General features: G+C 52.1%; 27 protein-coding genes. 11 read left to right on the forward strand and 16 right to left on the reverse strand.

Going from position 1 to position 26,373, the window contains the following annotated elements:
* The 3 genes from dxs to NP589_RS14905 form a co-directional block, all read right to left on the reverse strand.
* Positions 1 to 1,162, reverse strand: a 1,162-nt coding sequence (gene dxs, locus NP589_RS14895; protein ID WP_256607700.1) for a 1-deoxy-D-xylulose-5-phosphate synthase, incomplete at its 3' end; no start/stop codon positions are given.
* Positions 1,163 to 1,280: 118 nt separating this feature from the next.
* Entirely contained in the window at positions 1,281 to 2,174 is an 894-nt protein-coding gene (gene ispA / locus NP589_RS14900) for a (2E,6E)-farnesyl diphosphate synthase (protein ID WP_256607701.1), read from the reverse strand.
* The gene (locus tag NP589_RS14905) at positions 2,167 to 2,400 is read right to left on the reverse strand and encodes an exodeoxyribonuclease VII small subunit (protein WP_020484945.1); all 234 of its coding nucleotides are present in this window, start codon (positions 2,398 to 2,400) and stop codon (positions 2,167 to 2,169) included. The genes ispA and NP589_RS14905 overlap by 8 nt, the downstream gene beginning before the upstream one ends.
* Before the next feature lie 71 nt (positions 2,401 to 2,471).
* Between NP589_RS14905 and parE the strand changes: the two genes are divergently transcribed.
* Entirely contained in the window at positions 2,472 to 4,361 is a 1,890-nt protein-coding gene (gene parE, locus NP589_RS14910) for a DNA topoisomerase IV subunit B (protein WP_256607702.1), read from the forward strand.
* 49 nt (positions 4,362 to 4,410) lie between these two features.
* Here parE and NP589_RS14915 read toward each other — a convergent pair whose 3' ends face one another.
* On the reverse strand, positions 4,411 to 4,923 hold the full coding sequence (locus NP589_RS14915) for a hypothetical protein (protein WP_064036962.1): 513 nt from the start codon (positions 4,921 to 4,923) through the stop codon (positions 4,411 to 4,413).
* 256 nt (positions 4,924 to 5,179) lie between these two features.
* On the opposite strand from NP589_RS14915, the gene NP589_RS14920 reads away from it, so the two are divergent.
* The gene (locus NP589_RS14920; protein WP_256607703.1) at positions 5,180 to 6,019 is read left to right on the forward strand and encodes a CvfB family protein; all 840 of its coding nucleotides are present in this window, start codon (positions 5,180 to 5,182) and stop codon (positions 6,017 to 6,019) included.
* A gap of 60 nt (positions 6,020 to 6,079) precedes the next feature.
* Here NP589_RS14920 and NP589_RS14925 read toward each other — a convergent pair whose 3' ends face one another.
* The 5 genes from NP589_RS14925 to NP589_RS14945 all read right to left on the reverse strand — a co-directional run bounded on the left by NP589_RS14925 (position 6,080) and on the right by NP589_RS14945 (position 10,164).
* A complete protein-coding gene (locus tag NP589_RS14925; protein ID WP_256607704.1) occupies positions 6,080 to 6,562 on the reverse strand; it encodes a cytochrome P460 family protein in 483 nt (160 codons plus the stop codon).
* Between the two features lie 260 nt (positions 6,563 to 6,822).
* The gene (gene fae, locus NP589_RS14930) at positions 6,823 to 7,371 is read right to left on the reverse strand and encodes a formaldehyde-activating enzyme (protein ID WP_256607705.1); all 549 of its coding nucleotides are present in this window, start codon (positions 7,369 to 7,371) and stop codon (positions 6,823 to 6,825) included.
* 52 nt (positions 7,372 to 7,423) lie between these two features.
* A complete protein-coding gene (locus tag NP589_RS14935; protein WP_256607706.1) occupies positions 7,424 to 8,080 on the reverse strand; it encodes a pyridoxamine 5'-phosphate oxidase family protein in 657 nt (218 codons plus the stop codon).
* 369 nt (positions 8,081 to 8,449) lie between these two features.
* Positions 8,450 to 9,058, reverse strand: a complete 609-nt coding sequence (locus NP589_RS14940) for an NUDIX domain-containing protein (RefSeq protein ID WP_256607707.1) — start codon at positions 9,056 to 9,058, stop codon at positions 8,450 to 8,452.
* Complete coding sequence (locus NP589_RS14945; RefSeq protein WP_256607708.1) at positions 9,055 to 10,164, reverse strand: PQQ-dependent sugar dehydrogenase; 1,110 nt, start codon at positions 10,162 to 10,164, stop codon at positions 9,055 to 9,057. Before NP589_RS14945 ends, NP589_RS14940 begins: the two co-directional genes overlap by 4 nt.
* A gap of 112 nt (positions 10,165 to 10,276) precedes the next feature.
* On the opposite strand from NP589_RS14945, the gene htpX reads away from it, so the two are divergent.
* The 3 genes from htpX to NP589_RS14960 all read left to right on the forward strand — a co-directional run bounded on the left by htpX (position 10,277) and on the right by NP589_RS14960 (position 12,980).
* Complete coding sequence (gene htpX, locus NP589_RS14950) at positions 10,277 to 11,152, forward strand: protease HtpX (RefSeq protein ID WP_256607709.1); 876 nt, start codon at positions 10,277 to 10,279, stop codon at positions 11,150 to 11,152.
* 42 nt (positions 11,153 to 11,194) lie between these two features.
* Positions 11,195 to 11,422, forward strand: coding sequence for a DUF2835 domain-containing protein (locus tag NP589_RS14955; RefSeq protein WP_256607710.1), 228 nt, complete (start codon positions 11,195 to 11,197; stop codon positions 11,420 to 11,422).
* A gap of 268 nt (positions 11,423 to 11,690) precedes the next feature.
* Positions 11,691 to 12,980, forward strand: coding sequence for an MFS transporter (locus tag NP589_RS14960; RefSeq protein WP_256607711.1), 1,290 nt, complete (start codon positions 11,691 to 11,693; stop codon positions 12,978 to 12,980).
* Positions 12,981 to 13,143: 163 nt separating this feature from the next.
* Here NP589_RS14960 and NP589_RS14965 read toward each other — a convergent pair whose 3' ends face one another.
* From NP589_RS14965 to NP589_RS14985, 5 genes are all read right to left on the reverse strand, one after another.
* Complete coding sequence (locus NP589_RS14965; protein ID WP_256607712.1) at positions 13,144 to 13,353, reverse strand: hypothetical protein; 210 nt, start codon at positions 13,351 to 13,353, stop codon at positions 13,144 to 13,146.
* A gap of 34 nt (positions 13,354 to 13,387) precedes the next feature.
* Positions 13,388 to 13,915: a hypothetical protein gene (locus NP589_RS14970; protein WP_256607713.1), complete on the reverse strand. Its 528-nt coding sequence runs from the start codon at positions 13,913 to 13,915 to the stop codon at positions 13,388 to 13,390.
* Positions 13,916 to 14,116: 201 nt separating this feature from the next.
* Positions 14,117 to 15,556, reverse strand: coding sequence for a sodium:proton antiporter NhaD (gene nhaD, locus NP589_RS14975; protein ID WP_256607714.1), 1,440 nt, complete (start codon positions 15,554 to 15,556; stop codon positions 14,117 to 14,119).
* An 806-nt stretch (positions 15,557 to 16,362) separates the two neighbouring features.
* Positions 16,363 to 17,580, reverse strand: coding sequence for an MFS transporter (locus tag NP589_RS14980; protein WP_256607715.1), 1,218 nt, complete (start codon positions 17,578 to 17,580; stop codon positions 16,363 to 16,365).
* A 195-nt stretch (positions 17,581 to 17,775) separates the two neighbouring features.
* Complete coding sequence (locus NP589_RS14985) at positions 17,776 to 18,888, reverse strand: NADH:flavin oxidoreductase/NADH oxidase (protein ID WP_256607716.1); 1,113 nt, start codon at positions 18,886 to 18,888, stop codon at positions 17,776 to 17,778.
* 248 nt (positions 18,889 to 19,136) lie between these two features.
* Between NP589_RS14985 and NP589_RS14990 the strand changes: the two genes are divergently transcribed.
* From NP589_RS14990 to NP589_RS15010, 5 genes are all read left to right on the forward strand, one after another.
* A complete protein-coding gene (locus NP589_RS14990; RefSeq protein WP_305891020.1) occupies positions 19,137 to 20,375 on the forward strand; it encodes a glutamate-5-semialdehyde dehydrogenase in 1,239 nt (412 codons plus the stop codon).
* A complete protein-coding gene (nadD, locus tag NP589_RS14995; protein WP_256607717.1) occupies positions 20,375 to 21,016 on the forward strand; it encodes a nicotinate-nucleotide adenylyltransferase in 642 nt (213 codons plus the stop codon). Before NP589_RS14990 ends, nadD begins: the two co-directional genes overlap by 1 nt.
* Positions 21,017 to 21,358 (forward strand): ribosome silencing factor, encoded by a 342-nt coding sequence (gene rsfS / locus NP589_RS15000; RefSeq protein WP_026601961.1) that lies wholly within the window; start codon positions 21,017 to 21,019, stop codon positions 21,356 to 21,358.
* Between the two features lie 114 nt (positions 21,359 to 21,472).
* Positions 21,473 to 22,159: a hypothetical protein gene (locus NP589_RS15005; protein WP_256607718.1), complete on the forward strand. Its 687-nt coding sequence runs from the start codon at positions 21,473 to 21,475 to the stop codon at positions 22,157 to 22,159.
* Positions 22,149 to 23,330 carry a flagella assembly protein FlgT middle domain-containing protein gene (locus tag NP589_RS15010; RefSeq protein ID WP_256607719.1) on the forward strand — a complete coding sequence of 394 codons (1,182 nt, stop codon included), beginning with the start codon at positions 22,149 to 22,151 and terminating at the stop codon, positions 23,328 to 23,330. The genes NP589_RS15005 and NP589_RS15010 overlap by 11 nt, the downstream gene beginning before the upstream one ends.
* Here NP589_RS15010 and NP589_RS15015 read toward each other — a convergent pair.
* Positions 23,320 to 23,826 (reverse strand): glutathione peroxidase, encoded by a 507-nt coding sequence (locus NP589_RS15015; protein WP_256607720.1) that lies wholly within the window; start codon positions 23,824 to 23,826, stop codon positions 23,320 to 23,322. The genes NP589_RS15010 and NP589_RS15015 overlap by 11 nt on opposite strands.
* Before the next feature lie 314 nt (positions 23,827 to 24,140).
* Positions 24,141 to 24,827 carry a hypothetical protein gene (locus NP589_RS15020; RefSeq protein WP_256607721.1) on the reverse strand — a complete coding sequence of 229 codons (687 nt, stop codon included), beginning with the start codon at positions 24,825 to 24,827 and terminating at the stop codon, positions 24,141 to 24,143.
* Between the two features lie 694 nt (positions 24,828 to 25,521).
* Between NP589_RS15020 and NP589_RS15025 the strand changes: the two genes are divergently transcribed.
* Positions 25,522 to 26,229 carry a PEP-CTERM sorting domain-containing protein gene (locus NP589_RS15025; RefSeq protein WP_256607722.1) on the forward strand — a complete coding sequence of 236 codons (708 nt, stop codon included), beginning with the start codon at positions 25,522 to 25,524 and terminating at the stop codon, positions 26,227 to 26,229.
* The last annotated feature ends 144 nt before the right edge of the window (positions 26,230 to 26,373 follow it).

The following is a 26,373-nucleotide window of genomic DNA, read 5'->3' on the forward strand; positions in this document are numbered from 1 at the left end:
CTACCGGCTTCGCGCCCTGACAAGCCTGACCGGCCGCCAAAGTCACCGCATGCTGCTCGGCAATCGCTACATCGAAATAACGTTTCGGAAACTGCTGGGAAAACGCCACCAAGCCCGAACCTTCGCGCATCGCCGGGGTAATCCCCAATAGCCGCTCATCTTGCTTGGCCATATCGCACAACCAGGTGCCGAACACTTCCGTATAAGTCGGATGCGGCGAGGGTGCCGCTTTCGGCAAATAATCTTTGCTTGGATCGAAGGCCGGCACGCCATGGTAGGCCAAAGGATCCTTTTCGGCCGGCGCATAGCCTTTGCCTTTCTTGGTGACCACATGCAAAAACACCGGACCGGTCAAATCCTTCAACTTCTCCAGCGTGGACACCAACATCTCCACATCGTGGCCGTCAATCGGTCCGAAATAATTAAAGCCCAACTCCTCGAACAAGGTACCTGGCACAATCATGCCTTTTACATGCTCTTCGGTCTTGCGCGCCAATTCCCACACCGAGGGCATACTCGCCAAGGCCTTCTTACTCTCTTCGCGTACCGAAGAATAAAACTTACTGGACAACACCTTAGTCAGATAATTATTCATCGCCCCGACCGGCGGCGAAATCGACATATCGTTATCGTTCAAAATCACCAACAGATTGGCATTCACATCGCCGGCATGATTCATCGCCTCATAAGCCATGCCGCCGGTAATTGAACCGTCACCGATGATGGCTACCATCTTCTTGTCTTCACCACGCAACTGCGAGGCAATCGCCATGCCCAGCGCGGCGCTGATCGAGGTCGACGAGTGACCGACCCCAAACGCGTCGTACTCACTCTCCGAACGGCAGGGAAACGCCGAAACGCCGCCGAAGGTGCGAATCGTCGGCATCCGGTCTTTCCGCCCCGTCAGAATCTTATGCGGATAAGCCTGATGGCCCACATCCCAGACCAACTGATCCGATGGCGTGTCGAACACATAATGCAAGGCCACCGTCAGCTCCACCGTGCCCAGACCGGCCGAGAAATGGCCGCCGGAAATGCTGACCGTATGGGTCAAAAAGCTACGCAACTCATCAGCCAGTGGCTTCAGTTGCTCCGGTTTCAGCGCGCGTATGTCGGTGGGGCTCTGGATGGTGTTGAGAAGCGGAAAGTCAGAGACTGTCATGGGTTAATAAATTCCTTTATATGTTTGCGTCACAATATTCCGCGTCTGCTACACAGGCGCAAGGCTAAAGCCGGAAGGATTGTGGCGCAAGAAGTATAAATCGTGCAGTTCGCTGCGCTTAGTGCGTGCGTTCGATGATATACAGCGACAAATCGCGCAATAAATCAGCTTCGCTACCAAACCCGGCTAAGCTGGCAACGGCTAGTTCATGCAGCTCCTGCGCTTTTTCCTTGGCACCGGCCATACCTAATAGCGCAGGGTAAGTCGGCTTATCGTTATCGACATCCTTGCCCTGGGTTTTCCCCAAGGTAGCGGTATCGCTTTCCACATCGAGGATGTCGTCTTTAACTTGGAACGACAGGCCTATGCACTTAGCGTAATGATCGAGCTTTTTCGCAACATCGGTATCCAGATTGGGTTTGGATAAAGCCGCCAGATTGACGCTGGCGCGAATCAGCGCACCGGTCTTGTGAATATGCATGTTTTCCAACTCCGGCAAAGTCAGCTTGCGACCAACCGAACCCAGGTCGATTGCTTGCCCACCAACCATGCCTTGCGAGCCGCTGGCTCGGGTCAAGGCCGCGATCATTTTTACTCGCGCTTCCGCGCCGGCCAAAATGGCTGAGTCGTTGGCTAATACGTCAAAAGCCAGTGCCTGCAAGGCATCGCCCGCCAGAATGGCGGTGGCTTCATCGAACGCTTTGTGACAAGTCGGTTTGCCGCGGCGTAAATCGTCATTGTCCATTGCCGGCAAATCGTCGTGTATCAATGAATACACATGAATAAATTCCACCGCGCAAGCTTGGGCATCCAGATGGTCTTCGCTTAAACCTAGGGCCTGGCCGGTTGCATAGGTCAGCAACGGGCGGGTGCGTTTGCCGCCGTCCAGCACGCTGTAGCGCATGGCTTGATGCAGGGTTTGCGGCAGAATGTTCTCGCCGGGCAACCTGGCGTCCAACGCCCGTTCGACGCGGTTTTGGCAGGCGGTAAGATAGGCTTTTAAGTTACTCATCGGTGAATGGCTCCAAAGTTTGCTGGCCGTTTTTTTCTAATAAAATTTGGACTTTCTGCTCGGCGTCTTGTAACGCTTGCTGGCAGGTGCGGGTTAATCTGATGCCGCGTTCGAAGGATTTTAGGGATTCTTCCAGAGAAATATCGCCGCGTTCCATTTGTTCGACCAATTTCTCCAGTTCTTCCATCGCTTCCTCAAATTGGGATGCGCTTTTACGTCTCGACATATAATGTGGCTTGCGGTGCTCAAAAATGACCGAGCATTATAGTATGAATTAACAGCAAACGATGACTAACAATGAGTAACGAATATAACGCCGCGGCGATTGAAGTACTGAGCGGCCTGGATCCGGTGCGCAAACGCCCCGGTATGTACACTGACACCACACGGCCCAATCACCTGGTGCAGGAAGTGGTGGACAACAGCGTGGACGAGGCGCTGGCCGGCCACGCCAACACCATCAATGTCGTGCTGTACAAGGACGGTTCGGTACGGGTAGACGATAACGGCCGGGGCATGCCGGTGGACATTCATCCCGAACAAGGCATTCCCGGTGTGGAAGTGATCCTCACCCAACTCCACGCCGGCGGCAAATTCTCCAACAAAAACTATCAATTCTCCGGCGGCTTGCACGGCGTCGGTGTGTCCGTGGTGAATGCCTTGTCGGAAAAACTTCTGGTCGAAATCAAGCGTGGCGGTGGCGTGTATCAAATGGAATTTGCCGGCGGCGACAAAGTCAGCGAACTACAGCAGAGCGGCACCGTCGGCAAGAACAACACCGGCACTACTGTGCATTTTTGGCCGGACGGTAAATATTTCGATTCCAACCGGGTGTCGGTCAGCAAACTCAAACATGTATTGCGTGCCAAAGCCGTATTGTGTCCGGGTTTGAAAATCACCTTAAATTCCGAACTTAGCGACGAGCAATTCGAGTGGTGCTACCAAAACGGCTTGCAGGAATATTTGCTGGATAGGGTCGGCGATGCCGAGATTTTCCCGCAGCCGCCGTTTATGGCCAATATGGCGGCCAGCAACGAAGCGGTGGAGTGGGGCATCGTCTGGACACCGGACAGCTTGCCGGAGACCATCGCCGAGAGTTACGTTAACTTGGTGCCCACCGCTCAAGGCGGTACTCATGTCAACGGCTTGAGGGCCGGTTTGACTGAGGCGATGCGTGAGTTTTTAGACTTTCGCAACCTGCTGCCGCGCGGCGTGAAGATTGCGCCGGAAGACGTTTGGGAAAGCTGTCATTTTGTGTTGTCGGTAAAACTGGAAGACCCGCAGTTCTCCGGGCAGACCAAAGAAAGGCTCAGTTCGCGCGAATGCGTGACCTTTGTGTCCGGGGTTGCCAAAGACACTTTTAGCCTGTGGTTGAATCAGCATCCGCAAGAAGGCGAGAAGATTGCCGAAATTATTTTGGCTAGTGCGCAGAAGCGCTTGAAGGCCGGCAAGAAAATCGTCCGCAAAAAGATCACCAGCGGCCCGGCTTTACCCGGCAAACTGGCGGATTGTTCCGGGCAAGATCTCAGCCGTACCGAGTTGTTTTTGGTCGAAGGCGACTCGGCTGGTGGGTCTGCCAAACAGGCGCGTGACCGGGAATTTCAGGCCATCATGCCCTTACGTGGCAAGATTTTGAACACCTGGGAAGTGGATTCCGGCGAGGTGATGGCTTCGCAAGAAGTACACGACATCGCTGTGGCGCTGGGTATAGAGCCGGACAGCAACGATCTGCAAAACCTACGCTACGGCAAGATCTGCATTCTGGCCGATGCCGACTCCGACGGTAACCACATCGCCACCCTGATTTGCGCGCTGTTTTATCAGCATTTCAATGCCTTGGTCAGGGCAGGGCATGTGTTTGTGGCGATGCCGCCGCTGTATCGGATAGACGTCGGTAAAAAGGTGTTTTACGCGCTGGACGAATCGGAACGCTTGGGGGTGTTGGCGCGCATCGAAGCCGAAAAACTCACCGGCAAGATTAACATCCAGCGCTTCAAAGGTTTGGGTGAGATGAATCCCTCGCAATTGCGGGAAACCACCATGAACCCGGATACCCGGCGTCTGGTGCAGTTAACTATCGAAGAAAACGACGACACCCGCGAACAGATGGATTTGTTGTTGGCGAAGAAGCGCGCCGGGGACCGGAAAAGTTGGTTGGAAGATCGGGGCAACTTAGCGCAAATATAAGCAAAGCTCTGGCCGGGTTCAGGATACGCCGGCCAGCAAACCTGGGCTTTTAGATGTCCATCAACAGCATCGGTATACCGTAAGTCAGCACGAAATAGCTAAATGCATAAACCACGCTGACGCTGGTTGGATAGCTGAAGAAAGCGCGGAAGATATAGCTGACGATGGAGATATACCAAATCACCAAAAATAGCGCGATGCCGATGCCGATTTCTTCGCGATAGGGGTGATGATTCAGCACCAACCAATAGTCCAGGGCTTCGCCGCTGACAGCCAAAGTCATGATGAAATTTTCGCAAACGAAAATCGAGGTGTACAACTGGTTGAAGCAACCCCATTTTTTCTCCATCAGCAATAAAATTGCCACAGAGCCGAAAGCCATGGTGATGCGGCCCAGCACCTCCAGGGTGCCGTCCGCCGGGTCGGATATCAAGCCCTCCACGATCATGCCGGAAATCAGATAGAACGCCACGTTTTTCCACATAAAGGAGTTGGGTGGGACTAAATCCGATGGATTGTTCAGAAACCAGCAAGAGGACAGGTATTTCAGGAGTAGATTCATAATCGGCACTTGTATTCGATAAAAGCGGGTTTTATCGAATCGAAAAAACCGTCCATTATAGACGGGCCTTAGAATAACGGGGTCTTGACTTACTATTTGCGTCAGTATCGTCTCTTTGGCGAGGTGCTCAAGGCGCGACCGTCTAAGGAGAAGCGGCCGCCGTTTAGCCGATTCGTTTGTATAATACGTCATCCATTCTCTGCGTATGGCCCCTCAGCGAGCCGACGCCCATGTCCAATCAACCTGCGGAAGCTTCATGATCGAACTAGGTAAATTCAACACTTTAACCGTCGTGAGCCGGCGCGATAATCAGTATGGTTTCGATGGTGGGGAGCTTGGCGAGATTGCGCTGGCGGACCAAGATGCCCCGGACACTTTAAAGGTCGGAGACACGGTAAAGGTCTTTGTCTACATAGACGGTAAGAATCAAACCATCGCTACCTTGCAAACGCCGCTAGCGCAAGTCGATGAGGTGGCTTGGTTAAAATGCATATCGCTCAGCCATGCCGGCGCGTTTTTGGGCTGGGGCTTACCCAAGGATTTGCTGCTGCCGTTCAGCGAACAAAAGGGCAAAATCGTCGAAGGCCGATCCTATCTGGTGCGTCTGTTTTTAGACGAAAACAATCGCATCGCCGCCACGATGATGCTGGATGATTTTATTCTGGACCAAGCGTTTTATTATAAAGACGGCCAAGCGGTGCAACTGATTATCGCCGACGAAACCGATCTGGGTTTTAAAGCGGTGGTGGATAATCAATACTGGGGTGTGCTGTATAAAAGCGAGACTTTTCAACCGCTGCAAAAAGGCCAAGCCTTGACCGGTTATATTAAAAAAGTCCGCCCCGACAACAAGCTGGATTTAGTTCTGAACCAGGAAAAATACGGCCAGAAAGTCGATGCTACATCGGAAAAAATTCTGGCGATACTGGCAAAGCGCGGCGGCTATGTAGCGCTAACCGACAAAAGTGCGCCGGAGATTATTTACGATACCTTTGGTGTCAGCAAAAAGGTCTTCAAGCAAGCGATAGGAGGTTTGTATAAACAACGGCGGATTGTGATCGAAGAAGCGGGCATCCGTTTGGTCGATCAGGCTTAAAGCTCTCAGGGTCATGTAGAGACGCAATGTTGCGCGTCTCTACCGTGTCAGCCGTAACGCCTAAGGCCGATATTGCGAAAACACATAATCGGTTTTCTGCTCGGAGGCATGGCAGGCAAAACACGAGGTACCGCCGTCTTTCACTAGCCTTTCGGTTTTACTGTTGCCGGCAAAGCCCTCAAACCCCCAGCCGCCGGTGGCAGCGAATTTTTTTGCGTCTTTCAGCATTACGCCCACCAGTTTGCGTTCGCCTTCCTGAATGGTTTTATCCTTCTCTTGATACTGCAATAAATCGAATACCAGCACCGAGCCATCAGTGTACTTACCGGTCTTCAAGCCGGCTTCCGCTTGTTTATTCGCATAGACGTGATGCAGGCCTTGAAACGGATTTTCCAGCGCATGACCGGGCTGAATCAACATACTTTTCGCATGCAGCCAATGACGATAGCCTTCCGGAAACGGCACGCTGTGCTCGGCGGCGAAAGCGGTAACGGTAACTGTGCCTAGTAAGCCGGCCATCAGTATCGAAATACAGGTTTTCATGATCGTATCCCCCTTAAAAATAAAATGCGTTAATAATTTCGAATCGAAACTACATAGTCGTTTTAAGCGGATTTGTGGGTTTTGTCAAACAAATAGTGATGCGCTATTACTTCGTTTGGCGAGGTGACGGAGGGCGATGAATCGTATGGCGCAGCAACGGCGCTTAAGGAAGTAAGAATACGAAAACAGCATGGATGAATAAATCGTGTGAAATAACCTAGGCTTGGGTTGCAAGGCTCGCAACCCAAGTTGGCAGGCAATTAAATCTTGCCGTCCAGCCCCATCTGAAAATACTTGTGAGTGATTTTGTCCTGGTTTTCCAGCAACCAGTCGATATCAGGGGTGTTGGTTATGGCTTTATGAATGGCTTTGGCCATGGCTTGCCGGTGGATGTCGAACAGAATTTGATGATCCAGATTGTCGTCTTTAATCACACTAGGATTCAGCCACACCGAGCAAATAATCCCCAGATCGTTGGCTTTTTCCTTAGGAATATCGCCGGCCCGCACCGCATCCAGTACGCCATTGGCAATTGCCGCCTGCACCGTCCCCATCAAAATATTGGTGTAACGACTGTTTTTGACCGTGACTTTGCTGACCATCAACGTGACCGGGCGCACCTGAATATCGGTATTTAATATCGCAAATACGCGGGTATGGCCCTGCACTTGATCGCCGGTCAGGGTGGCAATCGCGGTGCCGACGGGGCCGTCCAGTTCGCCGATGATAATCTCCGGTTCCGCCGCCGTACCCGCCGGACCACCCGCCACCAGGGCTTCGCCAGTGCGCATAATGATTCTTTCGCTCATATTGGTCTCCAAATGAATGTTGATGTTGATAATTTTCTTGGGGGGTTAGAAGCTAAGCATCACCGCTCAACACCATCGCCCCGTATTCTTCCGGAGTGATTATTCCGCCCAAACTTTCCGCAACGTGACTATCGCAAGCTGGCAACACGTCCTGCACCGCATTGATCCGCTTCCACTGCGGTAAAGGTGTGTCTTGATTGGCTTGAGGTACATATTTTGAGCTGGATACCCGGCTCATCCGGTGAATATAACGCGGACAATTGATGAAAATCTCACTGATCGCCACCCGCACGATCAGCTCTGCGCCGGAGTATTCTGCCAGCAGCGGATCGTTGGCTTCAATCCGGGCGTCGCCGTGCACCCGTATCCGATGCGGGGTTTCGAAGTCGATGAACAACATGCCGATTTTTGGGTTGCCGTTGATATTGCCCATCGACAAAAACATACCGTTGCCGTCGTAACTGGGGAACGCCAGTTCCTGCGGATTAATCACCTTAACCAGGCCGGGGTTGCCACCTTTGTAAGAACACGTTGGATAGCCGCGCTGGTCTATTGTGGTCAGAAAGAAGAAATCCCGGCTCTCGATAAATGGCTGATGCTGCTCGTTGACCTGCTGTTCAACAATGATCTGTTCCAAGCGATCCGCCAGATTCACGGTGTCGTGTTGCTCTTGTAATTGGCGATGCTGCGGGCCGTAAAAGTCGCTCATGGGCTATGCTCCTGATTTGGGTGGTGCGGCGATTCTAGCAGGAATGTCGATGAGACAGGTTTTACGCTTGGAGGACGCACACCGGTTGGGACTGCGTTTCTCCAGGCGAAAGCGACAAATTTGTGTGGAGAAAATTTGAACAGCCAACTGCCGCCAGTCATGGCTTACTGATCTCGGCAATCCTTGCCGAGATGACGCGTTTTTAACTGAGCCCAAGAATCATTATAACCAGGAAAACCTGTTTGAAACTTACCGACACGGCTGAGTTTAATCGAATAGCGCTAGATTACTTCGAGCGATTCGCTGCGCGGGAACAATCTCGAGTCGAGAGCCTGGTTTATTGCTTGCGCCTGCGTGAGAGTGATTGCGTTACGTCCCTGCCAACCATTGGCTGCGTAACTTTTGGCGATGAATATACAGCCATTGGATGGCGATGATGGGAATGCCGGATTCGATTTTGTCGTCTTCCAGCATTTGAAATACCTCGTCGAATTTCACGGCCGTGACGCGGATGTCTTCATCTTCCTCGTCCAGGCCATGAATGCCGCCGACCTGGCTGCTGTCGACCCGGCCGCAGAATAGCGTAATCCACTCCGACGAGCCGCCGGGCGTGGTGAAGAATTGTTTTATTTCGATGAGTTCTTGAATCTCGCAGCCGGCTTCCTCGCGGGCTTCGCGATACGCGACTTCTTCAGCGGTTTCGCCTTCTTCTATCGCGCCGGCGACGATTTCCAGTAGCCAGGCACGCTCGGGTTGCAAGACCGCACCCACTCGGAATTGCTCTATCAACACCACTTCGTCGCGGTCCGGATCATAGAGTAATACAGCCACGCAATTGCCACGGCGGAACAACTCCCGCTTTAAAGGTTGGCTCCAGCCGCCGTTGAATAGCGTGTGTTTTAGAGTGTATTGCTCCAGCCGGAAAAAGCCTTCATACACAACTTGTGTATCCAATATTTGAAATTGCTTGTCGTTCATCGGCCGTAGTTCACCCGGTAGATTACGCCCAAGCTGTCGTCGCTGATCAACAAGCTACCGTCCTGCATTTGAATGATGTCGTTCGGGCGTCCCAGTACCTGCCCTTGCGGCGTCAGCCAGCCGCTGATGAAGGGTAGTTCGTTATAGGCCTGGCCTTCGCGGAATTTGACCACATTAACCTGATAACCTTGCGGCACGGTGCGATTCCAGGAGCCATGCTGAGCGACGAATAATTGCCGGAAATAGGTGTCCGGAAATTGCTTACCGGTATAGAAACGCATGCCCAGCGGGGCGATGTGGGCTTTATACTTCCAGGCGGGTGCCTTGAATTTGTAGCACTGCTTGTCTCCAATAAACTCGGGATCTGAAATGGTGCCGGCGTGGCAGTAAGGGAAGCCAAAATGCTCGCCTTTTTGATTCCATTCGTTCAATTCGTCTGGTGGTATATCATCGCCCAGGTAATCGCGGCCGTTGTCGTTGAAAAACAAATGGCCGCTACGGGTTTCCCAATCGAAACCCACGGTGTTACGGATGCCGCGCGCCAAGATTTCCATATCGCTACCGTCCGGGTCCAGGCGAATCAGCGAGCCGTAAATGGGTTTGTCCGGGTCGCAGACGTTACAAGGCGCGCCGATGGCGGTGTATAACTTGCCGTCGGGTCCGAAGCGCAGATACTTCCAGCCATGGTGGCGGTCGGAGGGAAATTGGTCGAATACGGTGACCGCTTTGGGCGGGCTGGCCAAGCGTTGACCCACCTCGTCGAAACGAATGATGCGGTGAATTTCAGCGACGTACAATGTGCCGTCTTTGTAGGCCACGCCATTGGGCAGATTGAGTTGTTGAGCGATCAGATACTTCTGTTCGGCAACGCCGTCGCCATCTTTGTCCTGCACCGCATAGACGGCGCCTTGCCGAGAGCCGACATAGACTACGCCGTTGTCGCCCAGCGCCATTTGCCGGGCGTTGGGAATGTCATCGGCGAAAATTCTGATGTTAAAACCCGGCGGCAGGCGCAGCTGTTTTAGCACAGCTTCTTGTTCCGGAGTGGCCGCCAGGCACAGCGGTGTAGCGGCAAGTAACATCAATAGCGACTTTATAATTCTCATTTTTATGTCCCTCAAGTAAACTTTGGCAGATGTTAACACTCTATAGTCTTGAATTTAATCTTTCGACTCCCCAGATTAAACCCACTTTATAACAACACAGGAAAGTTACGCCATGATGAGAATATTGCTATTTCTGGCCACCAACGTGGCCATTATGATCGCGATCAGCATCATATTTAATGTCTTCGGCTTGAAAGGTGCGCTGGATGCTCAAGGCGTCAACTTGAACATCGAAGGTCTGCTGGCTATGTCGGCAGTGATCGGTATGACCGGTTCCGTCATCTCATTGTTTATGTCCAAATGGTCGGCTAAAAGCGCAATGGGCGTGCACGTCATCGAACAGCCGCAAAACCAAACCGAACAATGGTTGGTTGGCATCGTTGCCCAACAAGCCAAACAAGCCGGTATCGGTATGCCGGAAGTCGGTATTTTCGACGCCCCGGAAGCCAATGCCTTCGCTACCGGCGCCAGCCGCGACAACGCCTTGGTGGCGGTCAGCACCGGGCTGCTGCGCAGCATGAGTGCCGATGAAGTTGAAGCGGTTGTCGGTCACGAGATTAGTCACGTCGCCAACGGCGACATGATTACCATGGCCTTGATGCAAGGGGTGGTGAATACCTTTGTGTACTTTTTCGCGACTGTCATCGGTCATTTGGTCGACCGCGTGGTGTTCAAAACTGAACGTGGCTATGGTCCGGCCTACTATGTGACGCAGATGGTGGCGCAAATTGCCTTGTCGATTTTGGCGTCCATGTTGGTGATGTGGTTCTCCCGCTACCGCGAATTTCGGGCCGACGCCGGTGGCGCCAATCTGGCCGGCCGGCAAAAAATGATAGGCGCGTTGCGCGCCTTGCAGCGTTCGCATGAACCTGCCGAGCTGCCCGGCGAACTAGCGGCATTCGGTATCAACGGTGGTGGCGTGCAACGCTTGTTCATGAGTCACCCACCGTTAGAAGAACGCATTGCCGCGTTGCAAAACGCCCGTTAGAACGCTCCCTTGCCGCGCCGGATCAACCGGCGCGGCTTTTTTATGGCTAATCAATTCATTCGCTTCAAACTTCATTTAAGTTACGACCAATACCTGGCCGTTTATCAAGGCGTTGCCAAAACCGTGGTGACGATTGCCGATGACGGCCGGCGCATCGTATTTCCAGCGGGCAATATTCAGCGGTATCTCACCAAAACCGGGATTCAGGGCCATTTTGAAATGGAACTGGGTGCAGGGAATAAGTTTATCGGCATCAAAAAATTGGCTTGATTGGCAGGGTATCCACTATTTACCCTATCGTCGCTCCCGCCTGCGGGTAAGTCATGCTCAGGGTATTAAGGGCCTGGCTAAAACTTTCTTAAAGATCAACGCCATTTCGACGCTTGCTCACTAGCGCATCAACGTGTCTCGGAAGGGACTGAATAGTTTGAGTCAGCCGAGTTTTGAATTTACCTGGCATGATGGTCCATTGCAGAAATCGTGCGGACATTGGATTTGCCCAGGTTAAGATGGTCAAAAACTCATCTGCTCAAGCGATATGTCTCATTCCAATGACCATCAATCAGAAAAAAGGCGCCTGTTCAATATCTTCAGTGGCTCAGTGGGCAATCTGGTCGAATATTTTGATTGGGCCATTTACGCCGCGTTTGCCTTGTACTTTGCCCCCGCTTTTTTCCCGGAAGCCGATCAAACTGCCCAGTTGTTAAACAATGCGGCGATATTTGCAGTGGGCTTTATTTTTCGGCCCTTGGGCGGATGGTTGTTGGGCAGTCTGGCTGACCGCAAGGGTCGAAAGAGCGCCTTGCTGTTGTCGGTCAGTTTGATGTGTTTAGGGTCGTTAATCATTGCTTGCACACCGGGCTATGCGGTAATCGGTATGTGGGCGCCGGCCTTGTTGCTGTTTGCCCGCATGTTGCAAGGCTTCAGTATCGGTGGCGAGTATGGCAGTTCCGCTACCTATCTTAGTGAGATGGCGGTACCACACCGGCGCGGCTATTACTCCAGCTTTCAATATGTCACCATCGTGCTCGGGCAAATCCTGGCCTTGGGGTTATTGATGCTCTTACAAAAATGCCTGTTGAGTAGCGAGCAACTGCACGCTTGGGGTTGGCGTATCGGCTTTATCGCCGGCGGTTTGCTGGCTGTGGTGGCGATGGGCCTGCGCGGCAACATGGCCGAAACCAAGGCCTTTGTCGAGCAGCATACTTATCCGGCCCGGCACCCCAAACTACGCGAGCTGCTGAACTATCCCAAACCGGTAATGACTGTGGTGGCTTTGACCGCCGGCGGGACCTTGTCGTACTACACCTTTACCGTGTACATGCAAAAGTACCTGGTCAACACCACGGGCTTCAGCAAAGACGACGCCACAACGATCTGCACACTGGCCTTGATCGTCTTTATGTTGATTCAGCCGCTGTTCGGTTTGATTTCGGACTACGTCGGTCGGCGCACGATGCTGATTACCTTCGGCGCCGGCGCGACCCTGTTTACTGCGCCATTGCTGGATTTATTAGGCCACGCGCAAACTATGCAATCCGCGTTGGGATGGTATGTCTGCGCATTGCTGATTGTCTCCGGCTATTCGTCGGTAAACGCCATCGTCAAAGCCGAACTGTTTCCGGTGCATATCCGGGCCTTGGGAGTTGGCTTTCCCTATGCGCTGACCGTGGCGATATTCGGCGGCACCGCCGAATATCTTGCGCTCTGGCTGAAAAGCCTGGGGCACGCGGAATGGTTTGCCTACTATGTCAGCGCTTGCGCGGCTGTGTCGATGCTGGTGGCCTTAACTATGAAAGAGCCGATGCGGGTGTCGCGCTTGGATTGATGGTAGTCCGATGGATAGATAACATAAGGACATAATGAAACTGCAAGTTTCGAAACAGGCTTTTTGAAAATACCGGGCTGTGGTCAGCGCGGCTCCTAAATTCCCTGGATTCGCGATTCCCGCAGAGGCGGCAGCGACGATATTTAAGGGCCGGGTTAATAGCTTAAAACCATTTCCTAACCCAAAAGCGCTGTCCCCAATACAAAAGCAAGGGAAAGATGCCCCACCACAGGAAGTGTTCAAGCGGTCCGCCGGCTTCACCGTCATACGGGATGGCGAAGAATGGGATGGTGATGACCCAAAACAGCGACACAGCATATTCAATGCGGTTTTTAGTGCTCAATGCGCTGAACCATGCTTTTAATGTATTCATGACTTACCCCTATATTTACAAAAAGGGCTCAAAATTAATCGTCCTCATTTCGGAGCGATAAGCCTCTTAATAATGCGCCGACAATTACCACCACGGCAAGCGCGACGCATGCCCACATAAACGGGTCAACATAGCCGATAATGATGGTGCAACCTATCAGGAAAAGCCCAAGTACGCTGAATTGCCAGCCAATGTGGTAGCCATCCAGCATGGTGGACAATCCTAAAATCAATAAAATGACCAGATCTGCGCTGAGACCTTGCAGTTGACCCGATTTATTCAATAAAGCAGCGGCACCGACCGCGATAATGGTATGCAGCCAATGCATCCCCTGGGCTTTGAGAATATCGCCAAAATCCAAGTCTTTGCGCTTGGTTTGCAACCAGGATACAAAAACCGATACCAAGCCGAACACGAACACCATTAACAGCCAGTAGCCGTAACCATCATCGGGCGAAAAATCGGTAATATAAATCCCCCCAAGCGACAACAGGATAAGCACTACAAATACGCTACCCTCAATTCCTAAGTGACGTTTTTTCGGACTTTCATCGTCATACATCTATTTGATTCCTAAGTGGGTTTAAGTGAATGGTTATTTTAATGTATCTATTCAGCAAGTGTGATCTGGGTGGATAAGCCGTGCGCATATACTCTATTGCCCGATGCGCTTCGCTTATTCAGACTACGATTGATTTGTGCCGTTTTGACTGAATAATTACGTTTTAGTTGGCTTAGTGCGAAAGCCTGATCAAACAATCGCTTAAAAAAGCGCAGAATTTATTAAAAAGTGTGCGGCCACACTGCCTAGATAACCCAAAGCAATTACCGGCGTCCATTTCAGGTGAGTCATAAAGGTGTATATGCCTTTGGCTTGACCCATTAAAGCTACCCCCGCAGCGGAGCCGACCGACAACAAACTGCCGCCAACACCAGCAGTCAGAGTCACCAGCAGCCATTGACCTTCCGACATCTCCGGGCGCATGGCTAAAATTGCAAACATCACCGGAATGTTGTCTATCAATGCCGATATCAGGCCGACCAACACATTGGCGGGTGTGGCGCCGAGTTCGCCATACAAAAACTCGGATAAATGGCCTAAGTAGCCAAGGAAATTCATTCCGCCTACGCACAACACCACGCCATAAAAAAACAGCAAGGTATCCCATTCCATGCGCGCCAAATGATGGAAGACGTCGAAGCGCAAACTATCCTCGCCGCCGGCGTCCGGGGCTTCCTCGCCGGACATCGGATCCAGGCCCAATTCCGGTTCATCGCGGTGGGTAATGTGTAGAAAATAGCCGAACAATTGCAGATAGGTCAGGCCCGCCATCATGCCCACCGCTGCCGGCATGTGTAGGCTGTTCTGAAAGCCGACTGCCGTCAGAACGGTGAGCAGAAACAGCACTACGATGCGCTTGGCGCCGCGACGCGTGACGACCTGGGTGTGAATGGGTGCCGGCTGGGCTTTCGGAATAGCAAAATGCATGATGGCAGCGGGAATCAGGAAGTTGATGACCGAAGGCACAAACAACGTGAAGAACGCCCAGAACTCGATGATGCCTTTTTGCCAGACCATTAAGGTGGTGATGTCGCCGAATGGGCAAAACGCGCCGCCGGCATTGGCGGCTACCACAGTATTGACACAGGCAATGCCGACAAACTTGGGATTGTCCTTACCGACCGCCATCACGACTGCGCACATCAACATCGCAGTAGTCATGTTGTTGGATACCGAAGAGATCAAAAACGCCAAGATTCCAGTTACCCAAAACAGTTGTCGATAGCTCAAGCCTTTGTTAACCAGCCATGCCCTTAGGCTATCAAAAACCCGCCGTTCTTCCATGGCATTGATGTAGGCAATGGAGACGATCAGGAATAGCAACAATTCACCATAGTCCAACACATCGTGCCGAATCGCCGTTTCGGCGACAGCCGACAAGCCTTGATCCTTATATACCAGGGCAATCGCCACCCAAATCAGCGCGGCTGCTAACATCATCGGCTTGGATTTGCGTAATTCCAAGACTTCTTCCAGAACTACAAGCAGGTAAGCGATCGCAAACAGGCCGACACACAGATAACCGACCCAATGTCCGCTCAAATCCAGCGCTTGGGACGAAGCCTCTGCGACTGCCAGGTTGGGCAGGAAGAAAAAAGCGGTGCCGAGTAAGCCCCGCAAGCCCCTGTTTGAATTGTTCATCTTATTATCCATATCAATCACCGGTGATGGTCTTAAATCATCTTTGTTATTAACCCGGCCCTTAAATTCCCTGTCTTCGTCATTCCCGCGAAGGCGGGAATCCATTATAGCCGTTGGGCTCCCGCCTAAGCAGGAGCGACAATATTTAAGGGCCGGGTTAATAATTTGTATCCAACGTCTTATAAAAACTAAAGCGCGACAAGGTTTTACGTCAAAAAGCCAATTCCGAACGATCTGGTCGAAATCCCATTAAATTCGTCGCTTAACCCAATACCGTGAAGTTAAGCCATTCGTTTAGCGGGGTAGAAGCGAATTGATGGGCTTCGACCCCGCTCAGCCAGCGATTTGGTTGGGCAAGAGTTTCTTAACTTAGCGGCGTTGCTGCTTAACCCAGCATACCTCGCTCGAATAGTCAGGCAATTCCTAAGCAACCCCATTCCTCAATGCCGTTAAATTAAGCGGTTAACGCTTATCCAGCAAGCCGTCGTAAAAACCATGTCTTGGCGATTCGGGCTTTTCGATACAAATAGTGGCAATCGAATTGGACAACGTTGATTTCCAGGGTAGATTTTTGAATCAGACCAGCCGTTGCGGCGGCTGTTTGACAATTTAACTACGATGGGGGAGGCTTTATGGGGCCGTATTACAGAGGTACGTCGCAAAGCACCGGGGCGTTTTTTGACATGTTTTATCAGCATCCGATCTTAATGTTGGTTTTGGTGGTCGCCACTATCGGCGCGGGTTTTTTCTTAATGCGCGGAAAAAAATCCGAATAAAACCGCTGTTTTTGGCTTGTGAAACGAAGATTACTGGAGCTGATCAAGCTCCAGTTTGCGTAGTTTAGGCGCCAATTTAGCCGTAACCGCCACTACCAGCAGGGTCATGCCGCCGCCAAACAATACTGACGGCACCAAGCCCAGTAAGCGTGCCGCAACCCCAGACTCAAACGCGCCCAGTTCGTTGGACGAGCCGATAAAGATGCCGTTGATCGCTGCTACTCTTCCGCGCATGGCATCCGGTGTGGCCAATTGCATGATGGTGGTACGCATCACTACCGATACCCCGTCGCAAATACCGGATAAAAGTAAGGCCAGGCCAGCCACCCAAAAATTCGTCGAAAGCGCAAAGCCGATCATACATAGGCCAAAGCCCGCCACCGCAACTAATAACCAACGTCCGGCGTGCTTATTAAGCGGATACCTGGCCAGGAATAAGCCGGTCATGACCGCGCCGACGGCAGGAGCTGCACGTAAAATCCCCAGGCCCTCCGGGCCGTAATGAAATATGTCGTGAATGAACGCCGGCAGCATGGCGACCGCGCCGCCGAACAACACGGCAAACATATCCAGCGACTGTGCACCCAGGATGATCTGGTTATTGAATACAAAGCGCAGGCCTTCGCCGATACTGGTGAAAATCGGCGCGCTTTCCGCCGCCGGCGGTTCCTTGATACGCAAAGACAGCAAAGCCAGCGCGGCCAATACGCATAAGCCACCGGATACGCCGTAAGTGACAGTCTTGCCGGCCCAGCCGACCAGAACCCCGCCCAGTGCCGGGCCGGCTACCAGAGCAAACTGAAACACCGAGCTCCCGAGGCCAGCTGCCCGCGCGTACTGTTCGCGTTGCAAAACCAGGGCGAACATTGCGCTATACGAGGGGCCGATAAAGGCCCGTGCCACGCCGGTGACGGCTATGGAGCCGTACATCAATAATAAGGGATTGTCGGGAATCCATTGCGCCGCGATGGCGGTTAAGGTTAGGGCATTCAGACATAACAGCATGCAGGCCGAAATCGCAAACCAGCGCCGTGAGTAATGATCGACGGCATAACCGGCGAACAGAGCGCTGCAAAAATACGGGATTACTTCGGCCAGGCCTATCAGGCCCAAGGCTAGCGGGTCGTGCGTCAGTTCGTAGATATGCCAACCCACCACAATCGCCACGATTTGATAGGCCAGTACGATCAGTACGCGAAACGTTAACAGTTTTAGAAAAGCGGGGTTTGAAGTGCCTAAAAAACGCATGAATGTCCAGTGTTGAAATACAGCCGGCTCCAGCTGCATGGTCGAATTTACTATACCTTCCCCCACTTCAAATTGCGGTGCATCTGCTCCCTCGCCCTCCGTGAGAGGGCAGGGGTGAGGGAATCAAAAAAGCTAACTTTGAAGTGTGATGACTATAACTGGCTGATTGATCCCGGCCTAATAGTCTGCGATAGCTTAGCGCTGGCGAAAGCGAATGTCGCCAAATAAAGCCTTTTGTTCGCGCGGCTGGCAGCGCCAGTATTGCGGCGGTGCGTCTACTTGCCCGCCGAGCTTGGCGGCGGCATGCCAGGGCCAGCGTGGATCGTACAGAATACCGCGCGCCAAACCCACCATATCTGCTTGACCATCCGTGATGATGGCTTCGGCCTCCTCGGCTTCGGTGATCAGGCCGACGGCGATGGTGGGCAGGCCGGTTTCAGCGCGGATGCTTGCCGCTAGCGGTACTTGGTAATGGGGGCCAACCGGGATTTTTTGCAGTGGTGACAAGCCGCCGCTGGAGACATGAATAAATGCGCAGCCTAGTGTTTGCAAGGCTTTAGCAAAAATCACGCTTTGCGCTAAGTCCCAACCGCCATCCACCCAGTCAGTCGCGGAGATGCGCACGCCGATGGGCATTTGCATGGGGACTGCGGCCCGCATTGCTTCGAATACCGCCAGCGGGAAGCGCATCCGGTTTTCCAGCGAGCCGCCGTATTCATCATCGCGCTGATTCGATAAGGGCGAGAGAAATTCGTGCAGCAAATAACCGTGAGCGGCGTGTATCTCGATGGCATCGAGACCCAATTTATACGTGCGCTGTGCCGCAGACACAAAAGCCTGCAAGATGCGTTGCAAACCGGTTGTATCGAGCGCGGTCGGCGCGGGGTCGTCCGGCATAAAGGCCAGGGCCGATGGAGCGACAGTCTGCCAGCCGCCCTGTTCGATCTCGACCAGACCGCCGCCATCCCAAGGTGCGGCGGTGGAAGCCTTGCGGCCGGCGTGCGCCAGTTGAATCGCTATTGGTATATCCGAATATTTTCGCACCGCGCTTAAAACGCGGGCCAGCGCAGCTTCGGTGGCGTCCGACCAGAGGCCGAGATCCGCGGGTGAGATGCGGCCTTCCGGTTCCACCGCTGTGGCTTCGATAATCAACAAGCCGGCGCCTGACATGGCCAAATTCCCCAGGTGCATCAAATGCCAATCGCTGGCTTCGCCGTTGACCGCCGAATACTGACACATCGGCGCAATGACGATACGGTTGGGTAGGGTAACCGAGCCGATGGAATATGGCGAAAAAAGCTGACTCATGTCGGGTACCTTTGATTAAAGTTTGTCTTAAATACAGTCGTGCAGTCTACGAGCTCGGTTCTGGCTTGGCAATTGGAAGATCTGTCATTGCAACCGTATTTAAGCCTGTCATGTAGGGTCGAATTTATTAGACCTTCCGGACCGGAAAGGCTGCTGAATTTGCCGTATTCGTTGTAAGGTGGCCTGGCTTGCTATAATGCCGGCTTTTCCAATTCATCGGGTCGATAATTGTGGACGTTAAACAGTACATGCAGCAACTGGGGCAACAGGCCAGAGCGGCCGGCCGCGAGATCAGTAAGGCCGAGAGCGGGCGGAAAAATAACGCGTTATTGAAAATCGCCGAGGCTATAGCGACCGGCAGTGCCGAAATTGCCAGCGAAAACCGCAAAGACTTGGAAGCCGGTAAACAGAACGGTATGGATTCAGCGTCGTTGGACCGTCTGGAACTGACGCCGACGCGAATTCAGGCGATGATAGAAGGTTTGAAGCAAGTGGCCGCGTTACCCGATCCGGTTGGGGAGATAAGCGATTTGAGTTATCGGCCCAGCGGCATTCAGGTCGGCCAGATGCGGGTGCCTTTGGGTGTGATCGGCATCATTTACGAGTCGCGGCCCAACGTCACCGTCGATGCGGCGGCTTTGTGTTTGAAATCCGGGAATGCCTGTATTTTGCGCGGCGGTTCCGAGTCGATTCATTCCAACCGGGCCATTGCGGTCTGTATCGCCAGCGGTTTGGCCGAGGCGGGTTTGCCGCAACAAGCGGTGCAAGTGGTGGAAACCACCGACCGGGCAGCGGTTGGCGAATTGATTACCATGAAAGAGTATGTCGACGTGATCGTGCCGCGCGGCGGCAAGAGCCTGATCGAACGCATCAGCGGCGAAGCCACCATTCCGGTCATCAAGCACCTGGACGGCATTTGTCATGTTTATATCGACGGCAAGGCCGATATCGACAAAGCGGTAGCGATAGCGATGAACGCGAAAACCCATCGCTACGGCGTCTGCAATGCGATGGAAACCTTACTGGTGGCGGAAAGTATTGCCGCGACGGTGTTGCCGATTTTGGCCGAACAATACACGGCAAAAAACGTGGAATTGCGCGGTTGCTTGAAAACCTGTTCCTTAATCAAAAACGCCGTACGCGCAACCGAAGAAGACTGGCATACCGAATATCTGGCGCCGATTTTGGCTATCAAGATTGTTGCCGATATAGACGAAGCAATAGCACATATCAATCAATACAGTTCCGCGCATACCGAGGCCATCGTCACCGAGGATTACACCTTGGCGCGGCGCTTTTTGCGCGAGGTGGATTCCAGCTCGGTGATGGTGAATGCTTCCACCCGGTTTGCCGACGGTTTTGAATACGGTTTGGGCGCTGAGATTGGTATCAGTACCGATAAACTGCATGCGCGCGGGCCGGTGGGATTGCATGGTTTGACTTCGCTGAAATACATAGTGCTGGGCGACGGGCATATCCGCCAATAATGATCGGGGTTTACGGCGGCACGTTTAATCCGGTCCATTACGGCCATTTGCGCACCGCGCTGGAAGTGAAAGAGCTGTTCGAGTTGGAGCAGCTGCGTTTGATTCCCTGCCGCCTCCCGCCGCATCGCGACGAACCAGATGTGCCGGCGCACTTGCGTTTGCAAATGCTGGAAGCCGCCGTCGCCGACACACACGGCTTTAACGTTGATCGACGTGAGTTGGATAGGGCGGGGCCATCTTATATGGTGGATACGCTGCATTCCTTGCGTGCCGAAATAGACAATACGCCTTTGCTGCTGTTTATCGGCGCCGATGCCTTTGCCGGTTTGGAGCGCTGGCATCAATGGCAGCGTCTGTTTGATTATGCACACATCGTGGTGATGACCCGGCCCGGTTATGCCGGATTGGCGTTATCGGCGTTTCTACAGCAGCGAATCGCCGAGGACCGGACGCAATTAAGTCGGCAGACAGCCGGGCTTTTAACTTTCCAAGAAGTCACTGCGCTGGCGATTTCCGCCACCGCCATTCGCGAACTGGTGGCTAGCGGACGCGATCCACAATTTTTAATGCCGGACCGGGTCATCGAATTGATTCGGCGGCATCATTTATATCAACCCCCCACTCATCACACAGGAAATTGAATGCAAACAGAAGCATTACTTAAACTGGTCGAAACCGAGCTCGACGACCGCAAAGGGCTTAACATCAAGACTATCGATGTGCGCGGCAAAACCAGTATTACCGATTACATGGTCATCGCCACCGGCACCTCGTCCCGTCATGCCAAGTCGCTGTGCGATTATGTGATGGAAAAGGTCAAGGAGCAGGGGCAGCAACCGTTGGGGTTGGAAGGCGATCAAAGCTCCGACTGGATCTTGTTGGACTTGGGCGATGTGATCGTGCATGTGATGACCGGTCAGGCCCGTGAATTGTATCAGCTGGAAAAACTGTGGTCAGTGGCGGGCGACAAGACGCATAGTTAGTTTTTTCCGCGACTTGCCGGAAGAAATTTCCAGCGGACCAAGGGCAAAATTTGTCATCCGCCCTCAAGAAAAAGCCTAAGTAGTCGATGACTTAGGCGAGCAGGAGGAGGGGTCATGAAAACGTTTTATACGATTTGCTGGGTGGTGATGGCGTTAGCCTTAAACGGTTGTGCTGCGGTGGGCGATAAGCATGCCGACGTATCATCCGCCGGGAAAACCCTGCGCGCTACTGGTTATAGCCATTTTGACGATAGCGGTAAGCTGGCTGTTAATCAGCGCTGGTTACAGGCGCAACAAGCCGCCAAACTCGATGCCTATCGCGGCTTGGCGGATTTGCTGTATCAAGAAAAGCTGGGCAATCAAACCACCGTCGGCGCTCAAGTGATGCGCGACGAGGTGTATAGAGTTTACCTGGATAGTTACTTGCGCGAAGCGCGCGCCGCCGATTATCGGACTGTTAGAGACAGTTTAAAAACGACTCTGGAATTGCGTCTTAGCCCGCGTTTTTACCAATGTATGGCTGGCGATACCGCTTTGACTAGTCAGTGTCTACAGGAAGATAACAAACTGGCGTTTACGCGTTTGGGCTATAAAACGGCAACGGTGACTTCGGCTAATCTGGCCTGCGGCGCTCGGGATTGTAGCGATCAGTATTATGTGGCAGGCTTTTCCAAAAAGCCTAGTGCCGTGGACGATACCTTGCTGGAAGCCGGCCTTTATGATGTGGAATGGATTGCCAATACCGGTTTGCGAACGATATTTCAGTATTTGTTGATCAACGGATTTTATAGTGCCTTATAGAAACTTGCTAACAGTGTTACTGATCGCCTTGCTGGCTGCATGCAGCAGCGGCAACAGCAAGCGGCGCGGCGATGAGAATGGCGTTGCTGCGTCCGGTCAGCAGGTTAGCGTGCAAGGCAGTGCGACTATCGTCGGCGGAGGTGTCGAAGCAGCTCGCCGCGCCGCTATCGACGACGCAGTGAGTAACGCCTCCCTGCAATTGAAACGTAACAATAATTCGGCGCTGCTGGTCAGCGACATTAAGGTGGTCGACGAGTGGCAGGACGCTGATCTCTACCATGTGCAAGTGCTGGCCGTGTTGTCCGATAAGCAGCGCTGTGGCTCTCCTTACAGGAAGAAAATCGTCGCCACCGGCTTTCCGATCATGAATGCCGATCAAATCAGTGGGACAGAAAGCCAGGATTTATACAGCGGCATTCCCAGAGAAATTAATAATCAATTGATGGAAACCGGCGATTTTATCGGCCGCAATCTAACCAATACCTCTTTGTACAGCCGACCCGATATGGCGCCGGAGATTCGCTTTGCCGAGGGTACCCCTGAGTCGGTGATTCTGAATATCGCTAAGCAGCAGAATGCACAGTTTGTGTTATCCGGCGTGATTCGCGATTTTCGGGTGGAGTCCACGGAATATGTGCGCGGTAGCGGCCCACTGGCGGATCTAAAATCCATGGTCAGGGATTTCGTGGCCCGCCGCAGTGTCGGGATTGACGTCTATGTTTACGATGGTTTTAGCGGCGCCTTGCTGTTTCAACACCGTTATACCGATTCCATCCTTGGCGATGTGTCGCTACCAAGCGGCTATACGGTGGGTAGCGACCGCTTCAACTCGACATCGGCCGGTCACGCCATCAGCGAAATTATTCAGGAAGCCAGCGAAGATATTCACAAACTATTCGGCTGCTATCCTTTTACCACCCGCGTAATTCAGGCTGGCAACAATCGCATCGTGATTGCCGCCGGCGCCCAGGACAAAATCAAAATGGGCGATAAGCTGATGATTTATTCGGCGCCCGCCGGTGGTCCGGCAGGAGCTGGCTTGGGCGAATCGCAAGGTATTCTGACGATAACCGATGTTAGTGCCACTACGGCGGTGGGTACTCTGGATTCAACGGCTGTCAGCGGCGCGGTAAGGCCCGGTGACTGGGTGAAAAGTTTCGCTACGCCTTAACGGGCGCGTCGCTCAAGCCAAGCAAACGCTCGATGTCCTTGCTGATGCCTGCAGGCGTGTCTATCGGCGCGTAGCGTTTAAAAACCTTGCCGTCGCGCCCTACCAGAAATTTGCTGAAATTCCATTTAATTGCATTAAAACCCAAGATACCCGGTGCGGCGGTTTTCAAATATTCGAAGAGCGGATGCGCGTTGTTACCGTTGACATCGATTTTTTCGAACATCGGGAAACTCACGCCATAATTTAATTCGCAAAAACTGGCTATTTCTTGGCTGTCGCCGGGTTCCTGCTGACCGAACTGATTACACGGAAATCCCAGAACCACCAAGCCCCGGCTTTTATAAGTTTGGTACAACGCTTCCAAGCCGCGGTATTGCGGCGTAAAACCGCACTGACTGGCGGTGTTGACGATTAGCAGCACTTTGCCGCGGTAATCTGCCAAAGCGACGGTTTCCCCGTTAATTTTAGTGGCCGAGAATTGGTATATGTCATTCATGCTGATGCTGGTCCGTTATGGAATTACTTGCGCTTGTCTTGCGTCCCGCTGTCCATCGAGTTGCAATGAGCCCTTCTTGGGTCCATGCATCCCGATCAAGATCCATAGACAAATATTTACCGAGCTTACCGTTGTTCATCGGATTGTCAAAAATCTATAGCGTGACAATACCATTTTTTGCGTGGGGGTTGTCGGAAGTAACTTCAATATAGTTTGGAAATACGGGACCTCGGCCATTCTCTCGCGGGACGACCGGGCCCATAGTTGCCTGACTGTATGGGCGGCTGTTGAAACCTTCGGCGATTGCCCAGTGCTTATTGTCCTGATAGTCGTTGTTGCAGTTTGGTTTTCAGCAAACCTTCATAGTGGCGTTTCAACACCGAATCGGTGGGCGGTGCCGGCAATTCCGTTGCAATCTCGCGGCGCAATTGATCCAGGTCTTGCGTCTGTACTAAAGAATCTTCAGGCAGATTTGTTTCGGGAACGCTGGCTGGCTGGGCCGCAACTTGCGGCTGGTTTGGTTCGGATTCGTGTACAGTTTTGGAGTGCTGAGGCGACGCGATTTTGTGCAGAGTTTCGTAGTGACGGCGCAGTACGGAATCGGTTGGATATGGATTGCTGAGGGCTTCCTTCTCCGCTTGCAATGCAGACAGATAATGGCGTTTTAATATCGAATCTTCGGGTAAATTGATTGCCGGCGTTTCTGCCGCCGGCATCCTCGGTTCTTCGGTATCTGCAGTGACGATTGGCGCTTGTGGTGCTGGTTCGGCAATCAGCTCAGGCGCTTGGATCGGGGCCGCTACCGGTGTCTCGAGTTGTTGCGCTACTGGAGCAGTCGGCGATGGCGCATGGGATTGCGAAGAAGTATTCGCGGCGCTGGAAGGTGCTTGCTGCGGAGCCGGCTGTTTGTTTTCTGGCGCCTTGCCAATTGGTTTGAGTTTGCCTTTCCAGACCAGCCAACCCACTACTGCCAGTCCTACGATTATTAGAAGTTCTATCATGACTTGTCCCCCTCAATATTGTTATTAGTCCAAATGCGTTATGCCCATAGCTCCCGCGATTGGTTTTTCAGATTTTTAGCTTCCAGTGCATACATTCCTTAGACCGATGGTAGCGATAAGATTAAATCGCAGCGCTTTATACCATAGTTAGTTGGAATAGTTGATGCGTCGAGTGGTGCGAGATGGTTGGGTAATCGAGGTTGTGCTGGGTTAATCTGTAATAACGCTTGGAGTGTTGCGCTTGTCAGCTTTTTTTACAATCAAAATGATGGATTGTCGGATGAAGCTAGTGGCAGGCAATTGTTAAAATTTTATGACAGGGTAAAGCGTTTTTTCTTCGAAAGAGCTTTGCAAGATCTATTTAATGCTGGATTTGTCAAATAATCAGCTGAGGGTAATAGCTAGGAATAAGTCGTTAAGTTGATGATTTGACTTAGATGTTCGTCATTTACGTTGAGGCGTGCTATGAATCGATATGTAGTCAATGTAATCAAATGCTGACGTAAAAATTTACAGTTAACGTTGTTTCAGACTGTTTAGAAATGATGTATTTTTTTTAAATGCTTGTTTTTAATTTGAATTATTTTTTTTGGCTCGTTGTTTGCTTTATTTATTCCATGATCTAGTGGCGTTTTTACCAAGACGGAGCCACTGGGACCATTCAAAGTTGTTACAAGTTTATTTAGGGGGGATTATGGAAACTAAAATTATTAAACACATGCTTTTGGCGGGGTTTTTATCGTCAACTGCAATTTTTGGGGGAGGCGTTCAAGCGGCTTCCTTCAGCGTGATGGGCAGCTTAACTGGCGATCCCAGAACTGCAAATCCGGATAACTTATTCATCAACGTTGGAATCAGTGTTGTTGATACAGTAGCCAGCTGGACAGTAGATGTCTCATCGCCTCTGCATCCAAATGCAAAGCTTGATGAGTTTTATTTCAACTTGGCATCCTCAGTAAGCCCTAGCAATGTGACATTTGGTGGTTTCTCACCGACAGGGTGGGTTATCAACAACCCCGCGTCAACGGTCGGAGGGGGGAACTTCAATCCTACATTTATATTTGAAGCTGTTGATCCACCAGGCAATACAAACAATGTAACTAATGCTGTTGATTTGTTGTTTACCGCAACGTTGAACCGCAATTGGACTTTAGACGACTTTTATTCGGCTGCAGCATTGCAAAGCACAGAAGCTACTTTGCCTGCCGGCCAATTAGGTGCCCACTTGCAGTCACTAAATACTGCTGGTTGTAGTGGTTGTTCTGATAGTGGCTTCCTGGTCGGTAACTACACTCGCAATGGCGGCGGCGGCGGTCAAGGTAGCGTACCGGAGCCAAGCGTTGTGGCTTTGTTAGGGATGGGTTTGTTGGGCATGGGCTTAACACGTAAATCCAAAGTCTGATGGTCTGATGGTCTGATTTTTTTAGACGCATAAAAAAACGCCGGTTTAACCGGCGTTTTTTTTACCCAGTAATTGTCTAGTAGTTTGAACAATGTGTGTTATCCCGTTGTTGCCATTGTGATTCTGAAAGCAAAATCACAGTAA

Origin of the sequence: Methylomonas rosea (assembly GCF_024505055.1) — a bacterium.
GTDB lineage: Bacteria > Pseudomonadota > Gammaproteobacteria > Methylococcales > Methylomonadaceae > Methylomonas > Methylomonas rosea.

Excerpts from the sequence above, each read along its gene's own strand:
- ispA (WP_256607701.1), bottom strand. The coding sequence starts at position 2,174 with ATGAGTAACTTAAAAGCCTATCTTACCGCCTGCCAAAACCGCGTCGAA.
- NP589_RS14905 (WP_020484945.1), bottom strand. The coding sequence starts at position 2,400 with ATGTCGAGACGTAAAAGCGCATCCCAATTTGAGGAAGCGATGGAAGAA.
- parE (WP_256607702.1), top strand. The coding sequence starts at position 2,472 with ATGAGTAACGAATATAACGCCGCGGCGATTGAAGTACTGAGCGGCCTG.
- NP589_RS14915 (WP_064036962.1), bottom strand. The coding sequence starts at position 4,923 with ATGAATCTACTCCTGAAATACCTGTCCTCTTGCTGGTTTCTGAACAAT.
- NP589_RS14920 (WP_256607703.1), top strand. The coding sequence starts at position 5,180 with ATGATCGAACTAGGTAAATTCAACACTTTAACCGTCGTGAGCCGGCGC.
- NP589_RS14925 (WP_256607704.1), bottom strand. The coding sequence starts at position 6,562 with ATGAAAACCTGTATTTCGATACTGATGGCCGGCTTACTAGGCACAGTT.
- fae (WP_256607705.1), bottom strand. The coding sequence starts at position 7,371 with ATGAGCGAAAGAATCATTATGCGCACTGGCGAAGCCCTGGTGGCGGGT.
- NP589_RS14935 (WP_256607706.1), bottom strand. The coding sequence starts at position 8,080 with ATGAGCGACTTTTACGGCCCGCAGCATCGCCAATTACAAGAGCAACAC.
- NP589_RS14940 (WP_256607707.1), bottom strand. The coding sequence starts at position 9,058 with ATGAACGACAAGCAATTTCAAATATTGGATACACAAGTTGTGTATGAA.
- NP589_RS14945 (WP_256607708.1), bottom strand. The coding sequence starts at position 10,164 with ATGAGAATTATAAAGTCGCTATTGATGTTACTTGCCGCTACACCGCTG.
- htpX (WP_256607709.1), top strand. The coding sequence starts at position 10,277 with ATGATGAGAATATTGCTATTTCTGGCCACCAACGTGGCCATTATGATC.
- NP589_RS14955 (WP_256607710.1), top strand. The coding sequence starts at position 11,195 with ATGGCTAATCAATTCATTCGCTTCAAACTTCATTTAAGTTACGACCAA.
- NP589_RS14960 (WP_256607711.1), top strand. The coding sequence starts at position 11,691 with ATGTCTCATTCCAATGACCATCAATCAGAAAAAAGGCGCCTGTTCAAT.
- NP589_RS14965 (WP_256607712.1), bottom strand. The coding sequence starts at position 13,353 with ATGAATACATTAAAAGCATGGTTCAGCGCATTGAGCACTAAAAACCGC.
- NP589_RS14970 (WP_256607713.1), bottom strand. The coding sequence starts at position 13,915 with ATGTATGACGATGAAAGTCCGAAAAAACGTCACTTAGGAATTGAGGGT.
- nhaD (WP_256607714.1), bottom strand. The coding sequence starts at position 15,556 with ATGAACAATTCAAACAGGGGCTTGCGGGGCTTACTCGGCACCGCTTTT.
- NP589_RS14980 (WP_256607715.1), bottom strand. The coding sequence starts at position 17,580 with ATGCGTTTTTTAGGCACTTCAAACCCCGCTTTTCTAAAACTGTTAACG.
- NP589_RS14985 (WP_256607716.1), bottom strand. The coding sequence starts at position 18,888 with ATGAGTCAGCTTTTTTCGCCATATTCCATCGGCTCGGTTACCCTACCC.
- NP589_RS14990 (WP_305891020.1), top strand. The coding sequence starts at position 19,137 with ATGCAGCAACTGGGGCAACAGGCCAGAGCGGCCGGCCGCGAGATCAGT.
- nadD (WP_256607717.1), top strand. The coding sequence starts at position 20,375 with ATGATCGGGGTTTACGGCGGCACGTTTAATCCGGTCCATTACGGCCAT.
- rsfS (WP_026601961.1), top strand. The coding sequence starts at position 21,017 with ATGCAAACAGAAGCATTACTTAAACTGGTCGAAACCGAGCTCGACGAC.
- NP589_RS15005 (WP_256607718.1), top strand. The coding sequence starts at position 21,473 with ATGAAAACGTTTTATACGATTTGCTGGGTGGTGATGGCGTTAGCCTTA.
- NP589_RS15015 (WP_256607720.1), bottom strand. The coding sequence starts at position 23,826 with ATGAATGACATATACCAATTCTCGGCCACTAAAATTAACGGGGAAACC.
- NP589_RS15020 (WP_256607721.1), bottom strand. The coding sequence starts at position 24,827 with ATGATAGAACTTCTAATAATCGTAGGACTGGCAGTAGTGGGTTGGCTG.
- NP589_RS15025 (WP_256607722.1), top strand. The coding sequence starts at position 25,522 with ATGGAAACTAAAATTATTAAACACATGCTTTTGGCGGGGTTTTTATCG.